The organism is Prosthecobacter sp. (assembly GCF_044222565.1).
GTDB lineage: Bacteria > Verrucomicrobiota > Verrucomicrobiia > Verrucomicrobiales > Verrucomicrobiaceae > Prosthecobacter.
Genome location: NZ_JBGANA010000012.1, coordinates 166,000 through 181,678 on the forward strand (window position 1 = coordinate 166,000; position 15,679 = coordinate 181,678).

The following is a 15,679-nucleotide window of genomic DNA, read 5'->3' on the forward strand; positions in this document are numbered from 1 at the left end:
GAGGAACATCTTCTCGCAGATCGCGGTGATGCTGCGGCAGTGGCATGACTCTGACTATCGCCCGCCGGGCTGGAAAGGTGACGAGCACCTGCCGGACGGCATCGACTGGAGGCGCTGCCTGCCTTTCATCGTTTTGCACGCCGGCTGCCTGGCGGTGTTTTGGGTGGGCTTCAGCTGGGCGGCGCTGGTGGCGGCACTGCTGCTGTATGCGGTGCGCATGTTTGCCATCACAGCCTTTTACCACCGGTACTTTTCTCACCGCAGCTTCCGCACCTCGCGCTGGATGCAGTTCCTGTTTGCCGTGCTGGGAAACACCTCATGCCAGCGCGGGGCGCTGTGGTGGGCCTCCGTGCACCGGCACCATCACCAGCATTCGGACGAGACGCCGGATGCGCACTCGCCACGGATGCGCGGCTTCATCTGGTCTCACATCGGCTGGCTCACCAGCCCCAAAAATTTCCCCACGGACTACAGCCGCATCCGGGATCTGGAGCGTTTCCCTGAGCTGGTTTTTCTGAACCGGCATGATCAGATGGTGCCGCTGCTTTATGGCGCGCTCCTCTGGCTTGCGGGCTGGCTGCTGGAGCGCCATGCGCCTGGGCTGGGGACAAACGGGCCCCAGATGTTTGTGTGGGGCTTTTTCATCAGCACAACGGCCCTGCTTCATGCGACCTTTTTCATCAACTCCCTGGCGCATGTGTTTGGCTCGCGGAGGTTCAAGACCGAAGATGACAGCCGCAACAGCCTGCTGCTGGCCCTTCTGACATTGGGGGAGGGATGGCATAACAACCACCACCGCTATTCCGGCTCGGCACGCCAGGGGTTCTTCTGGTGGGAAATCGATGTGTCCTATTATGCGCTCAAGATGCTTTCATGGATGGGTCTGATCTGGGACCTGAAGGAGGTGCCGCCGAGCGTGTATCGGGAGGCTGAACAACTCAAACAAAGCCAAGGCGCATGAAACGTCCACGCCTGGCCATCATCGGAACGGGAGTAGCCGGCCTCGGCTGCGCGCACTTTCTGCACTCGCAATATGATCTGACGATCTTTGAGCAGAACGACTACGCGGGCGGGCACACCAACACGGTGACGGTGAACGAAGCGGGGCGTGAGCTGCCGGTGGACACGGGATTCATGGTCTTCAACTACGTGACCTACCCGCTGCTGAGCCGCCTCTTTAAAGAACTGGATGTGGCCACGAAGCCGACTTCGATGTCCTTCAGCGTGGCGCATCTGCAAAGCGGCATTGAGTATAACGGCACTTCGCTGAACCATCTGTTCGGCCAGAGGCGCAATCTCTTGAGCCCGCGCTTCTGGAAGTTCATCCTCCAGATCAACCGCTTCAATGCGGAGGCGGTGGCAGCGCTGGATGACGCACGTTTTGCCCGCATGACGTTGCGTGAGTATGTGGCGGCGCGTGGCTACGGCGCTGATTTTCTCAATCTCTACATCATCCCCATGGGCTCTGCTGTGTGGTCCACGCCGCCGGAGCTGATGCTGGAGTTTCCCGCGCTGACGTTGATCCACTTCTGGCATAATCACGGATTCCTAGGCCTGCACACGCAGCATCCCTGGCGCACGGTGACAGATGGTGCGCGCTCTTATGTGAAGAAACTGACCGCCCCGTTTAAAGAGCGCATTCGACTGGGCGCTCCCGTGGTCCGCGTGGAGAGGAGTGCGGATGGAGTGAAGGTGATCCCGCGTGATGGCGATGCCGAGGTCTTCGACAAGGTCATCTTTGCCAGTCATGCGGATCAGTCCCTGCGCATGCTCGCAGAGCCGACGGCTCTGGAAAGCGAGCTGCTCGGCTGTTTCAAATATCAGCCCAACATTGCCACGCTGCACACGGACGAAAGCTTCATGCCGCGCACGAAGAAGTGTTGGGCCTCGTGGAACTACCGCATCAAATCCCTGCCGGGCGGCGGCATCGAGCCGAGCACCCACTACTGGATGAACAGCCTTCAGGGTGTGTCCGAGCAAACCAACTACTTTGTGGCGATCAATGCAGCGGAAGAAATTGCCCCGGACAAAGTGCTGAAGCGAATCAACTACGAGCATCCGCTGTTTGACCTCGCTGCGATAGATGCGCAGATGCGACTGCCTGAGCTGAACCGAATTTCCCAAGATCAGAGCACCTACTTCTGCGGCAGCTACTTCCGCTATGGCTTCCATGAGGATGCGTTTGGATCCGCTGTTTCCTTGTGTCGCGATCTTCTCGGAAAGGAGCCGTGGTGATGCAAACCGAATCCGCCATCTACGAATGTGCGGTGATGCACCACCGGTTAAAGCCGAAGGTGCACCGGTTCCATTACAATGTGTTCTACCTGTGGCTAGATCTTGATGCCATCGACGATCTCTCCGCAAAGCTTCGCTGCTTCAGCCGCAACCGCTTCAACCTTTTTTCGTTTTATGACCGGGATCATCTCGATCTGGGTGCGGGAGATGTGAAGGCGAACATTCTGAAATTTCTGGCGGACAACCAGGTGGACACGGCATGCATCGCGAGCATCCGACTGCTCACGTTTCCCCGGGTGCTCGGCTACATTTTCAATCCCGTCTGCTTCTACTACGCCTTTGATGCCGCTGGTGAGCCGGTGTGTGCGGTGGCGGAGGTCACCAATACTTTTCATGAGCAAAAGCCTTATGTCTTAAAGGAGTGCGACCAGCCCAGGCGCTTCCGCCTCGTCACACCGAAGCATTTTTACGTGTCGCCATTTTTCGCGCTTGATCTGAGTTTTGATTTCAAACTGCAGGTGCCAGATGAGAAGTTGGAAATTCACATCGATGACCGGCGTGAGGATGACCGGATGCTTCTCACTTCGCTCGTCGGCAAGCAGCGACCGCTCACGGATGGTGCGCTGCTGCTCTGTGCGGTGAAGTATCCCCTGCTCACGCTGCGCGTCATTTTTCTCATCCACTGGCATGCCCTGCTGCTGTGGATCAAGCGCATTCCCTGGCACCGCAAATCAGACAATGCCGGACTCCAGCGCGGAGTGCTGCGCCCTCACGCATCCATCTCATCCTACAAGCCATGAACGACACCATCACCTGCGACACTGAGCTTCCGGTCATCACGCCAGCGGCTGCGAAACCGGGCTTCTACGAGCGGCTTTTCATGCTTTCATTGAAACCTTTCGTCCATGGAGGTCTGCGCATGGTGCATCCAGACGGGCGCGCTCATGTGCTGGGAGAACAAGGTGCGCCGGTCACCGCCGAGCTGCGCATTCGCACCCGCGACTTCTTCAAACGCTGCGCGCTGTTTGGCAATGTTGGCTTCGGTGAGGCCTACGTGGATGGCGACTGGGACACTGATGACATTGCGGCCGTGATTGAGTGGTTCATCCTGAATCTCTCCAAAACGCAGGGCGGCCGGGCCTCCTCCGGCAAGGTGGCCTTCGTTAACTTGCTGAACTTTGTGAATCGCGTGCATCATCTGCTGCGACCTAACAGCGTGACCACCAGCCGGAGGAACATCGCCGAGCACTACGATCTGGGAAATGAGTTCTACTCTCTCTGGCTCGATGAAACGATGACGTACTCCGCCGCGCGTTTTGAGCGTGCAGGCCAGCCGCTGGCCGAGGCGCAGCATTCGAAATATGAGGCGCTGTGCCAGAAGCTCCAGCTCAAGCCGGGAGATCATGTGCTTGAAATCGGCTGCGGCTGGGGCGGCTTCTCCTGCCATGCGGCGAAAAACCATGGCTGCCGCGTCACTGCCGTCACCATTTCCCAGGAGCAGCACAAATATGCGACTGAGCGCGTGGCGCGTGAGGGGCTGTCCGACAAGGTCGAAATCCGGCTGCAGGACTACCGGCACATCACCGGGCAGTTCGACAAAATCGCATCCATCGAAATGCTTGAGGCTGTGGGAGACAAGTATCTGGAGACCTACTTTGCCAAGTGTGCCGAAGTCTTGAAGCCCGAGGGGCTGCTGGCCTTTCAGATGATCACCGTGGCGGACTGCCAGCACAAGGATCTGCGCAAAGGCGTGGACTGGATTCAAAAGCACATCTTCCCGGGTTCCCTGCTGCTCAGTGTAGGACGTGTGAATGAGGCGATCAACCGTACCAGCGAGATGTTCATGCATGGCCTGGAAGATCTCGGCGCCTCGTATGCGAAGACGCTGCGCCTGTGGTTTGAGCGCTTCAACGCCAAGGCCGCCGAGGTGAAGGCGCTGGGCTTTGACGACCGTTTCATCCGCAAGTGGAACTACTACCTGCAATACTGCGAGGCCGCTTTTGCCACGCGGAACATCAGCGTGGTGCAGGCCGTGTACACACGACCAAACAACCCAACCCTGCATCAGGCTTTTTGATCCATGATCTGGTTTCTTCGAGTCTTCTTCACCATTGTGCTGGTGTCCATGCTTTGCGTCACAAGCTGGGCCTCGATGCAGTGTCCGCTGTGGGATATTCCAGGATCGGTGGGCGGACATCCGTGGTTTATCGCCACATTGTTTGACACCTACTGGGCCTTTCTCACGTTTTACTGCTGGGTGGCTTACAAAGAGCGGTCATGGCTGGGCCGCATTGGGTGGCTGTTGGGTACTCTGCTGCTCGGCAACATCGCCATGGCGGTTTACATGCTCATCCAACTTTTCCGCGTGCCTGCAAATGCACGTATGGAAGACCTCCTGCTGCGCCGACCATGAGTGAAACCCTCCAGCGCGAATCTTTGTGGCGTCGCTGGGTGGTGAAGCCGGTGGTGGTACAGCTAAAGCAAGGCACAACGCCTGCGAAAATAGCGCAGGCCATCGCGTTCGGAGTGACGGCGGGTGTGTTTCCGCTGCTTGGCACGACGACGCTGCTCGGGCTGGGGATTGGCATTTGGCTGAAGCTCAATCAGCCGGTGCTGCAGGTGTTTCTGCAGCTGGTGTATCCGGTTCAGCTTGCCACGATTCTACTTTTCATGCGCGCGGGAGAATCGTTGTTCGGTGTGGAGCATGTGCCGCTTTCCATTCCCATGATGATGGAGCGCTTCTTTGCCGCCCCGTGGCAGTTCATGAAGGACTTCGGCATGATTGGTCTTTATGGCGTGGTGGTGTGGCTGCTGATCGCGCCGGTGCTTCTCGCCGTGGTTTATTTCATCAGCCGGCCGCTGGTCGAACGACTCTCTAAACATCTTCCCTTTGCGCACCATGATGCATGACTTCTGGCTCTTGATCGGCGTCGGCACGGCGGTGGCGTTCGTGCTGTTTACTCTGACCTGGCTGCTCAGCCTGAAACTGAATAATTTCAGTTTTGTGGATGTTACCTGGTCCTATTCGCTGGCGGTCATCGCACCGGTTTATGTGGTGATGGGAGGGGGATTCACGGAGCGAAAAATCATGGCGGTAATGATGGGTGCGCTGTGGAGCCTGCGGCTGGGAACCTACCTTTTCTTCCGGGTTAAACGTCATCATCCGCACGAAGATGTGCGCTACGTGGTGCTGCGGGAGAAGTGGCAGGGCGGCCTGGCAAAGAGCTTTTTCTTTTTCTTTCAAGCACAGGCGGTGCTCATCGTGCTGCTCTCAGTGCCTGTGCTGCTGGCGTGTTTGAACCCTGCTCCTCAGCTGAATCTCATCGAAATTGCCGGTGCGGCAGTGTGGCTCGTCGGCATCTGCGGCGAGGCTTTGAGCGATGCGCAAATGCAGAAGTTCAAAGCCGATTCCGCCAGCAAGGGCAAGGTGTGCCAGGTGGGGCTGTGGCGCTGGTCGCGGCACCCGAACTACTTCTTCGAGTCGGTGGTGTGGTGGGGCTTCTGGCTGTTTGCCTGCGGTTCGCCGTGGGGCTGGGCCACGGTGTATGCACCGGCGATGATCTTGTATTTCCTGCTGTGCGTCACCGGCATTCCGCTCACGGAGGAATGTTCGGTGAAGTCCAAAGGAGACGCCTACCGCGAATACCAGCGCACCACGAGCGCCTTTGTGCCATGGCCGCCAAAAAGCTGAATCCAACCCGCATCGAACATCGCACAACAAGCACACCCGTATGAGCACCATCAACGCCATCCTCGCCAGGAACATCCTGCCAGACACCATGATCCGGATCGGCATCCGCCAGCGGCTGGCCGAGACGCTGCGGGAGAACAGGCAGCCCACTGCTGAAGCGCAGCGCGCCGCGCTGATGCGCTATGTGCAGGACCTCAAGCAGATGCCGGTGGCCATCGCCACGGACGAGGCCAACCAGCAGCACTATGAGGTGCCCACGCGCTTCTACCAGCTCGTGCTCGGCAAGCATTTGAAATACAGCTCCGGCTACTGGCCGGATGAGCGAACGACCTTTGATGAATCTGAGGCGGCCATGCTGGCGCTGACCTGTGAGCGCGCTGAACTGGAGGATGGGCAGCGCATCCTGGAACTCGGCTGCGGCTGGGGCTCGCTCTCGCTCTGGATGGCGGAGCATTACCCAAACGCGCAGATCACCAGTGTTTCCAATTCCCGCACACAGAAGCTTTTCATCGACGCAGAGGCGGAAAAGCGCGGGCTGAAAAACCTGACGATCATCACCGCAAACATGATCCACTTTGAAGGCGTGGGGGCGGGTGTCTTCGATCGCTGCGTCTCAGTGGAAATGTTTGAGCACATGAAGAACTACCAGGAACTTCTGCGCCGTGTGTCCATCTGGCTGAAGCCACGCGGCAAGCTCTTCGTGCACATCTTCACGCATCGCGAGTATGCCTACCATTATGAAGTCCGCAGTGACGATGACTGGATGGCCAAGTATTTCTTCACGGGCGGTCAGATGCCGAGTGATGACCTCCTTCTCTACTTCCAGGACGACCTCAAAATCGAAGACCACTGGTGCGTCAGCGGCCAGCACTATTCAAAAACGAGCGAAGCCTGGCTGGCCAACATGGACGCGCACAAGGCGGAGATTCTGCCGCTGTTTGCCGAGACCTATGGCAAGGACCAAGTCACCAAGTGGTGGGTCTGGTGGCGCCTGTTTTTCCTGGCCTGCGCTGAGCTCTGGGGCTACCGCGGCGGCGAGGAATGGATCGTTTCACACTACCGCTTTATCAAACCATGAAAACGATGCTCACAGCCTCTGCGGTCATGCTTTTGGCGGGCCACGCCCTGGCCGCTGATTTCAATGAACTCGTGAAACAGGGCGATGCCTCTGATGCTAGGTTCAAGCCCGAGGCTGCGCTGGAGGCTTATCTGCCTGCCGAAAAGCTCAATCCGAACGATGCTTCGCTGCTTGTGAAGATCGCACGGCAGTATGTGTACCGCATGGCGAACTTGTCTTCCAACTCCGAGCAGCTCAAGTCAGGACGCACGGCGCTCGATTATTCGGAGCGTGCCGTGAAGCTGGCGCCGAAGGAGTCAGACCCGCACCTCGCGGTGGCCATCTGCCTGGGCAAGCTTTCGCCGCTGCTAGGAAACAAGGAAGCCATTGAGGCCTCGAGCAAGATCAAGACCGAAGCAGGACTGGCGGCGAAGCTCAATCCCAAGGATGACTTCGCGTGGCATCTGCTGGGCCGCTGGAACCAGGAACTGGCCCAGATCGGCGGTGTGACCCGCGCCCTGGCAAAGGTCGTCTATGGTGCTCTGCCCAGCGCATCCTATGACGTTCACCAGGTGGAACTCGGCCGCACCTATGCGCTGATGGGACGCAAGGAGGAAGCGCGGAGGTACATCGAGAAGGGTCTCGCGATGCCAAACCGTGATCGCGATGATCCGGAGACGAAGGAGCGCGGCAGGAAGACACTGGCGGATTTGTGATCACCTTCCGGCCTCGCTTTCTACCTCGGGCAGAAAGGCCGTCAGCAGTCCCAGCAGCGGCAGAAAGGCGCAGAAGTGGAAGACGAAGTTGATGCCATGGCGGTCGGCCAGGTGACCCAGCACAGCAGAGCCGATGCCGGCGATGCCGAAGGCAAGGCCAAAGAACAGGCCCGCAATCATGCCCACCTTTCCTGGCATGAGCTCCTGCGCATACACCAGGATGGCGGAGAAGGCAGAGGCCAGGATGAGGCCGACGATGACGGTGAGCGCGGCCGTGAGCGCCAGCCCAGCATGTGGCAGCCACAGCGAGAAGGGCGCGGCCCCGAGAATGGAGAACCAGATGACGCGCTTGCGCCCGATGCGATCCCCCACCGGCCCGCCCACAATGGTGCCCACGGCCACTGCGAAGAGAAACAGGAAGAGGTAATACTGCGAGGTCTGCACGGAGACGTGGAAGCGCTCCATGAGGTAGAAGGTGTAGTAATTGCTCAGGCTGACGAGATAGACGTACTTCGAGAAGATCAGGAGGACCAGGATGACCATGGCAAAGGCCACCCTGCGGGATGAAGGGCGGACCTGCGCGGCTGCGGAAGTGTGCGCGGATTTGCGCTGGATGCGGTGCAGATTCCGCGCCTGCCAGAGGCCGATCTGCCACAGCAGGAAGACGCCCAGCATGGCGACGAGGGAGAACCACGACAGAGCCGCCTGCCCGTGCGGCACGATTAACCATGCCGCCAGCAGGGGGCCGATGGAGGACCCCGCATTGCCACCCACCTGAAACAAGGATTGCGCCAGACCGCGCCGTTTCCCCGCGGCCATATGGGCAATGCGTGAAGCCTCCGGGTGAAAGATGGCGGAGCCTGAGCCGACCAAGCCGGAGGCCAGCAGAATAGCGGGGTAGCTGTGCGCCCGAGAGAGCGCCAGCAGGCCGACCAAGGTCAAGCCCATGCCGACAGGCAGAGAGTAGGGCAGGGGCCGTTTGTCGGTGATGTAGCCTACCAGCGGCTGCAGCAGCGAGGCCGTGACCTGGAAAGTCAGGGTGATGAGTCCGAGCTGGGAAAAGGTGAGTCTGTAAGAGTCCTTGAGCACCGGATAAATGGCCGGAAGCAGGGCCTGGATGGTGTCATTCAGCAGGTGGGAAAAGCTGATGGCAAACAGCAGAGCAAAGACGGTCTCCTTGGGGGCTGCTGCCGCAGCGGCAGCATAAGGGGATTGATCCTCGATCATCGTGTCATGCCTCGACCTCCCTTCTTCATGTGCTTTCATGGATATGCTCAAAAGATTTACGCTGTTCACCCGATGGGGGACGTGCAGACAAAAAAGAGAGGCTGTCTCCAGCCTCTCTTCGTGAGTTTTCGATGCTGTTGTGGAGCAGTTCGGTTTACGCCAGCGCGGCGGCCACGGCTTCGCCGGTGATGCCGAGCTTTTTGAAGACCTGGTCTCCGGGTGCGCTGATGCCGAAACGGTCGATGCCGATGATCTGGCCTTCGCAGCCCACATACTTCCACCAGAGGGCAGAGACACCGGCTTCGATAGCGACGCGCTTCTTGCAGGAGCAAGGCAGCACTTCCTTGCGGTATTCTTCGGACTGGCGGTCAAAGAGCTCAAAGCAGGGCATGCTGACGACGCGGACGCCGGGCTTGCCCTTGGCGCCTGCGACGGCGTGCTGCACTTCAGAACCCGTGGCGAGCACAATGGCCTCCAGCGGAGCGGTTTCCTTGACGAGGATGTAGCCACCCTTGAGCGTACCTTCGCGGCGAGTCGCAGCGCTGGCAGAGCCTTGATGTGGCAGGTCCTGGCGGCTGAGGGCGAGGAGCGTGGGGCCGTCATTCCGGCTGAAGGCGGAGGCGAAGGCAGCGGCTGCTTCTTCTGCGTCTCCAGGACGGATGACGTCCAGATTTGGGATCACGCGCAGGCCGCTCACGGTTTCCACCGGCTGGTGGGTCGGGCCATCTTCACCCACGCCCACGGAGTCGTGCGTGAAGATGTAGGTCACAGGCAGGCGGGAGAGCGCAGCCAGGCGGATGCTCGGGCGGCAGTAGTCGGCGAAGACCAGGAAGGTCGCGCCGCTGGGGAGGAAGAGACCGTCATAGGCCATGCCGTTGCAGATGGCAGCCATGGCGTGCTCACGGATGCCGAACCAGATGTTGCGGCCGGTCGGATTGGTGGGGCTGAAGTCGCCACCGTCCTTGATGTAGTTCTTCGTGGAGCCGAAGAGGTCGGCGCTGCCAGTCACGAGGTAGGGGATGGCCTTGGCCAGGTGGTTCAGGATCTCGCCGCCGCTGTTGCGGGTGGCGGCCTTGCCTTCGGCAGGATATTCGGGGATGAGTTTCAGCAGGTCTGCAGCGCTCTGCTTGTGCGCACGGGCGGCGTCGAGCTGTTTGGCCAGTTCCGGATTGGCGGCGCTCCAGGCGAGGAAGACTTTGTTCCACTCGCCGTGAATGGCGGCGCGCTTGTTCTTCAGGTCGGCAAAGTAGGCCTTCACCTCGTCGCTCACATAGAAGTGGGTGCCTTCGGGCAGGCCGAGGCCCTTCTTGGCGGAGTCCACAAACTTCGCGCCGCCTTCGCCGTGGGCCTTGGCAGTGCCGGCCACTTCGGGGATGCCTTTGCCGATCAGCGTGCGGGCGATGATGATCTTGGGCCTGCCGTTGTCGTTCTTCTTGGCGGTTTCGAGAGCGGAGAGGATCGCATCGAGATCATTGCCCGGGATCGTCACGGCATCCCAGCCCATGGCGGTGTAGATGGCGGCGGTGTCCTCGTCCTGCGTGACCTTGGCCATGGCGTCCAGCGTCACATCGTTGGAATCATAGATGAGGATGAGGTTGTCCAGCTTGTTGTGTCCGGCAAAGGCCACCGCCTCGCGCGCCACGCCTTCCTGCAGGCAGCCGTCGCCAGCGAGGGCGATGATATGGTTGCTGAGGATGGTGTGCTCGGCCGTGTTGTACTTCGCCGCCGCCATTTTGCCGCTGAGGGCAAAGCCCACCGCATTGCCGATGCCCTGGCCCAGAGGGCCGGTGGTGCACTCCACGCCGACGGTCTCAAAGGACTCCGGATGGCCCGGGGTGTGGCTGCCCATCACGCGGAATTTGGAGACTTCCTCAATGGAAAGATCATAGCCGCTCAGGTGCAGCCAGGAGTAGATAAACATGGAGCCGTGGCCGGCGCTCAAGATGAAGCGGTCGCGGTTCAGCCATTTCGGATCGGCGGGGTCGCACTGGAGATTCTGGCCGAAAAGGACGGCGCCGATTTCAGCGCAGCCGAGGGGCAGGCCGAGGTGGCCGGAGGAGCACTTGTGCACGGCATCCATGGCGAGACCACGGGCTTCGTTGGCAGCTTGAGCGAGGAGGGTGTTGTTCATGTAGAGGTTTCTGGATCAGTAAGGGTCGGGATGCGCGCCAGATGCGGCCAGGCGCGGGATGTCTTCCTTACCGGTGCAGGGGTGGGTTTCAAGGTCGAAAACTGGGAGGAATCGGACGCAGGGGGGGATCAGCGGAGGGCCCGCCACACTGGGTGCAAAAGGACTTGCCCCCATGGCCGGAGGCGTGACAAAAGGAGGAAGATGAAAAAAATCTTTAACTGGCTTGGCTCGAATTGGACGTGTGCCGCCCTGCTGCTGGGGTTTCACGCCTGGGCCTGGGTGATGGTCGGCACGTGGATGCACAATCAAGCCTCCAAAATCGTGGGGGCTCTCATGGCGGTGACCGCACTCGGTCTGCTCATTCGGCTGCGGTGGACGCGTCTGGTCGGCACGGCCATGATGATCTGGATTTCCGGCTTCAAAGCCTACGGGCTGTTCGCTCGCGAGTTCGCCTGGAAGCAGGCGCTGTTTAGCTTCATTTATGGCTGGGTTGCTTATCAGCTCTGGACCAATCCCAACAATGACGTCGACGAAGATCTCATCGGGAACGACAAGGCCCATCCGGATCAGGAGAAATCGGATGATGACGAAGACTCAAAGCCCATCATCTCCCTTGTGCACCTGCGCCGGCAGCAGCGCTATTTGGAGCCGCAGGTGCTGGCGAACGCCCTTTCTGAAGCCTGGGGGCTGCGAATCGTCGCCGGGAAAGAAGATGCGGAGACGGCGGACGGTTTCGTCGCCGGGGACAATCCGTTGTTTCTCGTCATGGTGCGCATGCCCACCTTCGCCATGTTCATGGTGCACAATCGTGACACCCCTTATTTTGATGAGCCTGCGGAGATGGCGGCGCGCGTGCCGAATCTGCGTTTTGCGGAAGTCATCCGCGATCACAGCTCCTGGCTGGCGGTGGATCTCATGCGCGTCAGTGATTCCAAATTGGATCAGGATCAGGCCTATCGTCTGATCGGAAAAGCTGTTTCAATGCTCGCCGATGACGATGTCATGGCAATCCTGTGTCCGCAGCATCACTTCTTCAATCTCTGGTCTCCCGAACTCGAAAAAATGCTGTGCGGTGATTCGCCGCTGGACGCCTTGCGGGAAGAGGTCAAGGCGCCCGTCATCGGCGTGCCAGATGGAGATGCGATCGCCAATGCCATTGCCGAGGCGCGGCGGCGCTGGCCGGAATTTGCCGCCGTTTTCAAGGACCGCCAGCCCGATGATGAACGCTTCATCGTGAAGGCTCCTTTTACTGGTGAGAATGGCAGGGTGGAGCACATGTGGCTGCAGGTCTTTGGTTTGGAGCCCGAATACATCCATGGCAACCTCATCAACCACCCCATGCACAGCACCAAGCTGAAGATGGGATCGCAGGTGGAGGTGGCCGTGGCGGATGTGTCCGACTGGGTCTGTCCGGATGCCGAAGGAAATCCGCTGGGGAATTTCACCCAGCAGGCCATTGCGCAGGCCGCGAAGCAGAAACGGGAGGACTGAGCGGCTGGTCAGAAATGGATTCATCCGGGCTTGCCAGATCTCAGTCTGCCCCGGATGGTACCGCGTGAACAAAGGAAACATCCCACTCTGGATTGCCGGAGCCATCCTGCTGTACGTCGGCTGGATCGCCTTTGACATGCTGCGTCCGGCCTCCGGGGGAGGAGCAGGCAGCACCACCTCCATCAGTGCGGTGCGCACGGCCAAGGTTCCAGTGCTGGTGGAATTCTATGCCGACTGGTGCGGCCCCTGCAAAGTCGTCGGCCCCATGGTGGATGAACTGGCCCAGGAGCTGAAGGGCAAGGCGGTCGTGATCCGCATCAATGTGGATGAAAACCCCACGCTGGCCCGTGAGCACGGTGTGCGTGGCATACCCGCCTTCATCGCCTTCAAATCAGGACGCGAAACCGGGCGTGAAGTCGGCGGCATCCCGAAAGAGCGGATGCGGCAGCTGCTGGGTCTGTAAACTACGAGGATGCGGGCGAGTGAATGGGACCGTCCTGCCGACACCTGCTGAAATTTCAACATGCAGGCTTGACTCCGGCCGCATCCTGTTGAAAAATCAGCACCCATGTGGAACGACAAACATTCCAATGAGCTCAGCCGCCGCGAGCGGCAGGTGATCGAAATCGTGATGAAGCATGGGCGGGTCTCCGCTCGTGAGATTGAGGAAAAGCTGCCCGAAGCGCCGACCTATTCGGCCGTGCGCTCCATCCTGCGGCTGCTGGTGGAGCGGGAGCTTCTCATCAAAACACAGGCGGACGGCCGCGACTGGTTTTCGCTGCCCGTTTCTCCTAAAAAAGCACGGGTCAGCGCCTTGCAGAGTTTTGTGAGCCGCTTCTTTGAAAACTCCGCGGGCGAAGCGGCGCTCGCGTTGCTGGGGCAGAAAAACGTGAAGCTCTCCAAGGAGGAGGCTGAAAAGCTTATTCAACTCATCGAGGAGGCACGTGAATCATGAATGACTTGATGGAAGACCTGCTGCGCTTTCTCACGCGCAATCCCAATCTCGGCCTGCTGATGTCGGCTTTTCTCACCAGTTCGGCGGTGGTGCTGGTGGCTTGGGCTGTCGCCTTGCAGTTGCAGCGCCGTTCGGCGCGTGCGCGCAGTGTTGTCTGGAGGATCACACTGGCGGTGTTGCTGGTGGTGGCTGTCTGGCGCTTGATGCCGGAGGCGGCACCTCCCGTGGCCGTGGTGGAGTGGCGCGTGCCACTGCAGGAACCTCCGAGCATCGAGACGCCGATCCTGCAAGAAAGTCCCGTCCTGGTGTTGCCGCAAAAAAGCATCTGGCAAAGCACGGCGAAATTCATGGATCGGGAGGGGATCCGGCTCTGGCTTGGGGCTGCCATCGTGTTGCTGTGCTGGCGTGTGGCGACCGCGGCCGCCGGTATGATCTGGCTGCGAAAACACAGCGTACCAGCACCGGAGCCAGTGCTGCGCCTGCTGCGGCAGTTGAATGCTCCGCCCGGCCTTGACTGCCGTGTGGCGCAGCGCTTGCGCACGCCCATGCTTTCCGGCTGGAGGCGCCCTGTGATCTGGCTGGTGCCGGAAGCGCATGCATGGGATGACACTCGCTTGCGCGCAGTGCTGCGGCATGAGCTGGCGCACCTCCAGCGCACGGACGTGGCCTGGCACTGGCTGGCGCAGCTTAGCGTCTGCCTCTGGTGGTGGCAGCCTCTGGCGTGGCTTGCCTGGCGCAGTCTGCGGACTGAAACCGAACACGCGGCCGATGATGCCGCCGTGATCGCCGAAGGCAGCACGCATGAGTATGCGCGGACCCTGGTGGAGATCGCTGCAGGGCTGCCCTCCCGCCTCCGCGGCATGCCGGGCGTGACGATGTTTGGCGGAGAGTCCGTGCAGAACCGTGTGCGGGAGCTGATGAAGGCCAGCCGCTGGCGCGGGCGCATCGGCATGGGTGCGATGAGCTTGATCGCGCTCGTGGCCGTCGTGCTGGCCGTTCTGGCGGCGACGAGGGTGGAGTTCAAACCGAGGACGCCGGTTTATCAAAGCGAGGCAAAGCTGGTGGCGGGAACGCCTGCCGATGCTGGTCCGGAATGGCAAAGCCGGCTGGCAGATTTTTACGGCACGATCATTGAAACCGTCGAATCCACCGAGATCAAACGCCGTGCTCTCGAGCGGGTCAGGGCCTTGAATCCGGATCTCAAGGACAGGGACGTGGAAATCCACGCGGAACAAGTCAAGGGCTCCACCATGTTTAGGGTTCACGCGCTCAGTGAGGACAAGACATATGCACGGCTGTTTCTGGATGCCTTGCTGGATGAATTCCTGGCGCTGCGGCAGTCCATTCTGGAGCAGCGTGCGGGCAAGGACATGCATAAGCTCATGCTGGAAACCAAGGATGCGCAGGCGACCATGGAAAAACAGTTCAGCGAGCTGGAAGAATTTCGCAGAGCCAGCAGCATCGTTTCCATAACCAATCTCAGCAACACGGTGGCCACCCTCCTGAACACGCTGAGAACACAGCTGCAGGATCAGCAGCGGATCCTGCAGGAGCAGGAGATGGCCTTGCACAACATCCCTGCCTCCGTCACAATTGCCCAGACCCGAACTGCCGAGAAGCAGCCGATGACCCAGACGGAGAAGGATTATGTCCAGACTCAAAGCGAACTTCGCCGGCTGGAGAATGAACTCAAATACCTGCTCGAAACGCACAAGCAGGATCATCCGCTGGTCGATGAGGCGAAAGCGAAGACGGACAAAGCGCGCTACCTGCTCAAAGCCCTGCTGGACCCCCTCCGGGACGAGATGAATGAAAGGGCGGAGGACACTCGCCGCAAAGTGGTGGTGCTCAAAGAGCAGCTGGCCGAGAAAGAAGCTGAGGCGCTGGAGCTGGGTTCAAAGATCGCCCAGTATTCGAAGCTTGAAAGGCAGGCAAACGTCGCCAAAGCAGCTTACGAAGAGCTCACGCGTCAGCTGCAACACCATCCGGTCTCCGGCGGCAGTGCGGACTTCGTTGCGATCCAGGAGCGTGCCAGACCGGCCACCGCAGTCATGCAAAGCGGACTCATTCCCATCTGGAAACTCTGGAAGAGTGAACCGAAAACATCCGTGGAAGACACCACTCCGAAGTCTGCACCCAAGGCCGGCAAGCCGGCAAAGTCCCCGGCCTGAGAACG

General features: G+C 59.9%; 15 protein-coding genes. 13 read left to right on the forward strand and 2 right to left on the reverse strand.

The annotated features are described in order from the left end of the window. The first annotated feature begins 28 nt into the window (after positions 1-28). The 9 genes from ACILSR_RS18560 to ACILSR_RS18600 are packed head-to-tail and all read left to right on the forward strand — an operon-like array spanning position 29 to position 7,699. Positions 29-961: an acyl-CoA desaturase gene (locus tag ACILSR_RS18560; RefSeq protein WP_395751362.1), complete on the forward strand. Its 933-nt coding sequence runs from the start codon at positions 29-31 to the stop codon at positions 959-961. Then, positions 958-2,235: an NAD(P)/FAD-dependent oxidoreductase gene (locus ACILSR_RS18565; RefSeq protein ID WP_395751292.1), complete on the forward strand. Its 1,278-nt coding sequence runs from the start codon at positions 958-960 to the stop codon at positions 2,233-2,235. The genes ACILSR_RS18560 and ACILSR_RS18565 overlap by 4 nt, the downstream gene beginning before the upstream one ends. Further along, positions 2,235-3,035 (forward strand): DUF1365 domain-containing protein, encoded by an 801-nt coding sequence (locus tag ACILSR_RS18570; RefSeq protein WP_395751293.1) that lies wholly within the window; start codon positions 2,235-2,237, stop codon positions 3,033-3,035. The genes ACILSR_RS18565 and ACILSR_RS18570 overlap by 1 nt, the downstream gene beginning before the upstream one ends. Continuing rightward, positions 3,032-4,312, forward strand: a complete 1,281-nt coding sequence (locus tag ACILSR_RS18575) for a class I SAM-dependent methyltransferase (RefSeq protein ID WP_395751294.1) — start codon at positions 3,032-3,034, stop codon at positions 4,310-4,312. The genes ACILSR_RS18570 and ACILSR_RS18575 overlap by 4 nt, the downstream gene beginning before the upstream one ends. Before the next feature lie 3 nt (positions 4,313-4,315). Beyond that, positions 4,316-4,648, forward strand: a complete 333-nt coding sequence (locus ACILSR_RS18580; protein WP_395751295.1) for a DUF1475 family protein — start codon at positions 4,316-4,318, stop codon at positions 4,646-4,648. Further along, a complete protein-coding gene (locus tag ACILSR_RS18585) occupies positions 4,645-5,145 on the forward strand; it encodes a DUF2062 domain-containing protein (RefSeq protein WP_395751296.1) in 501 nt (166 codons plus the stop codon). The genes ACILSR_RS18580 and ACILSR_RS18585 overlap by 4 nt, the downstream gene beginning before the upstream one ends. Beyond that, positions 5,135-5,926 (forward strand): DUF1295 domain-containing protein, encoded by a 792-nt coding sequence (locus tag ACILSR_RS18590; RefSeq protein ID WP_395751297.1) that lies wholly within the window; start codon positions 5,135-5,137, stop codon positions 5,924-5,926. The genes ACILSR_RS18585 and ACILSR_RS18590 overlap by 11 nt, the downstream gene beginning before the upstream one ends. 40 nt (positions 5,927-5,966) lie before the next feature. Beyond that, on the forward strand, positions 5,967-7,004 hold the full coding sequence (locus ACILSR_RS18595; RefSeq protein WP_395751298.1) for an SAM-dependent methyltransferase: 1,038 nt from the start codon (positions 5,967-5,969) through the stop codon (positions 7,002-7,004). Then, entirely contained in the window at positions 7,001-7,699 is a 699-nt protein-coding gene (locus ACILSR_RS18600; RefSeq protein ID WP_395751299.1) for a hypothetical protein, read from the forward strand. The genes ACILSR_RS18595 and ACILSR_RS18600 overlap by 4 nt, the downstream gene beginning before the upstream one ends. Here ACILSR_RS18600 and ACILSR_RS18605 read toward each other — a convergent pair whose 3' ends face one another. Together ACILSR_RS18605 and tkt are read right to left on the reverse strand one after the other, a co-directional pair. Next, positions 7,700-8,926, reverse strand: a complete 1,227-nt coding sequence (locus ACILSR_RS18605) for an MFS transporter (protein WP_395751363.1) — start codon at positions 8,924-8,926, stop codon at positions 7,700-7,702. Between the two features lie 154 nt (positions 8,927-9,080). Next, positions 9,081-11,057, reverse strand: a complete 1,977-nt coding sequence (gene tkt, locus ACILSR_RS18610) for a transketolase (RefSeq protein ID WP_395751300.1) — start codon at positions 11,055-11,057, stop codon at positions 9,081-9,083. Between the two features lie 201 nt (positions 11,058-11,258). On the opposite strand from tkt, the gene ACILSR_RS18615 reads away from it, so the two are divergent. From ACILSR_RS18615 to ACILSR_RS18630, 4 genes are all read left to right on the forward strand, one after another. Beyond that, the gene (locus ACILSR_RS18615) at positions 11,259-12,548 is read left to right on the forward strand and encodes a DUF2314 domain-containing protein (RefSeq protein ID WP_395751301.1); all 1,290 of its coding nucleotides are present in this window, start codon (positions 11,259-11,261) and stop codon (positions 12,546-12,548) included. 64 nt (positions 12,549-12,612) lie between these two features. Further along, positions 12,613-13,011 (forward strand): thioredoxin family protein, encoded by a 399-nt coding sequence (locus tag ACILSR_RS18620; RefSeq protein WP_395751302.1) that lies wholly within the window; start codon positions 12,613-12,615, stop codon positions 13,009-13,011. 105 nt (positions 13,012-13,116) lie between these two features. Further along, entirely contained in the window at positions 13,117-13,503 is a 387-nt protein-coding gene (locus ACILSR_RS18625) for a BlaI/MecI/CopY family transcriptional regulator (RefSeq protein ID WP_395751303.1), read from the forward strand. Next, positions 13,500-15,674, forward strand: coding sequence for a M56 family metallopeptidase (locus tag ACILSR_RS18630; protein WP_395751304.1), 2,175 nt, complete (start codon positions 13,500-13,502; stop codon positions 15,672-15,674). The genes ACILSR_RS18625 and ACILSR_RS18630 overlap by 4 nt, the downstream gene beginning before the upstream one ends. Positions 15,675-15,679 lie beyond the last annotated feature (5 nt).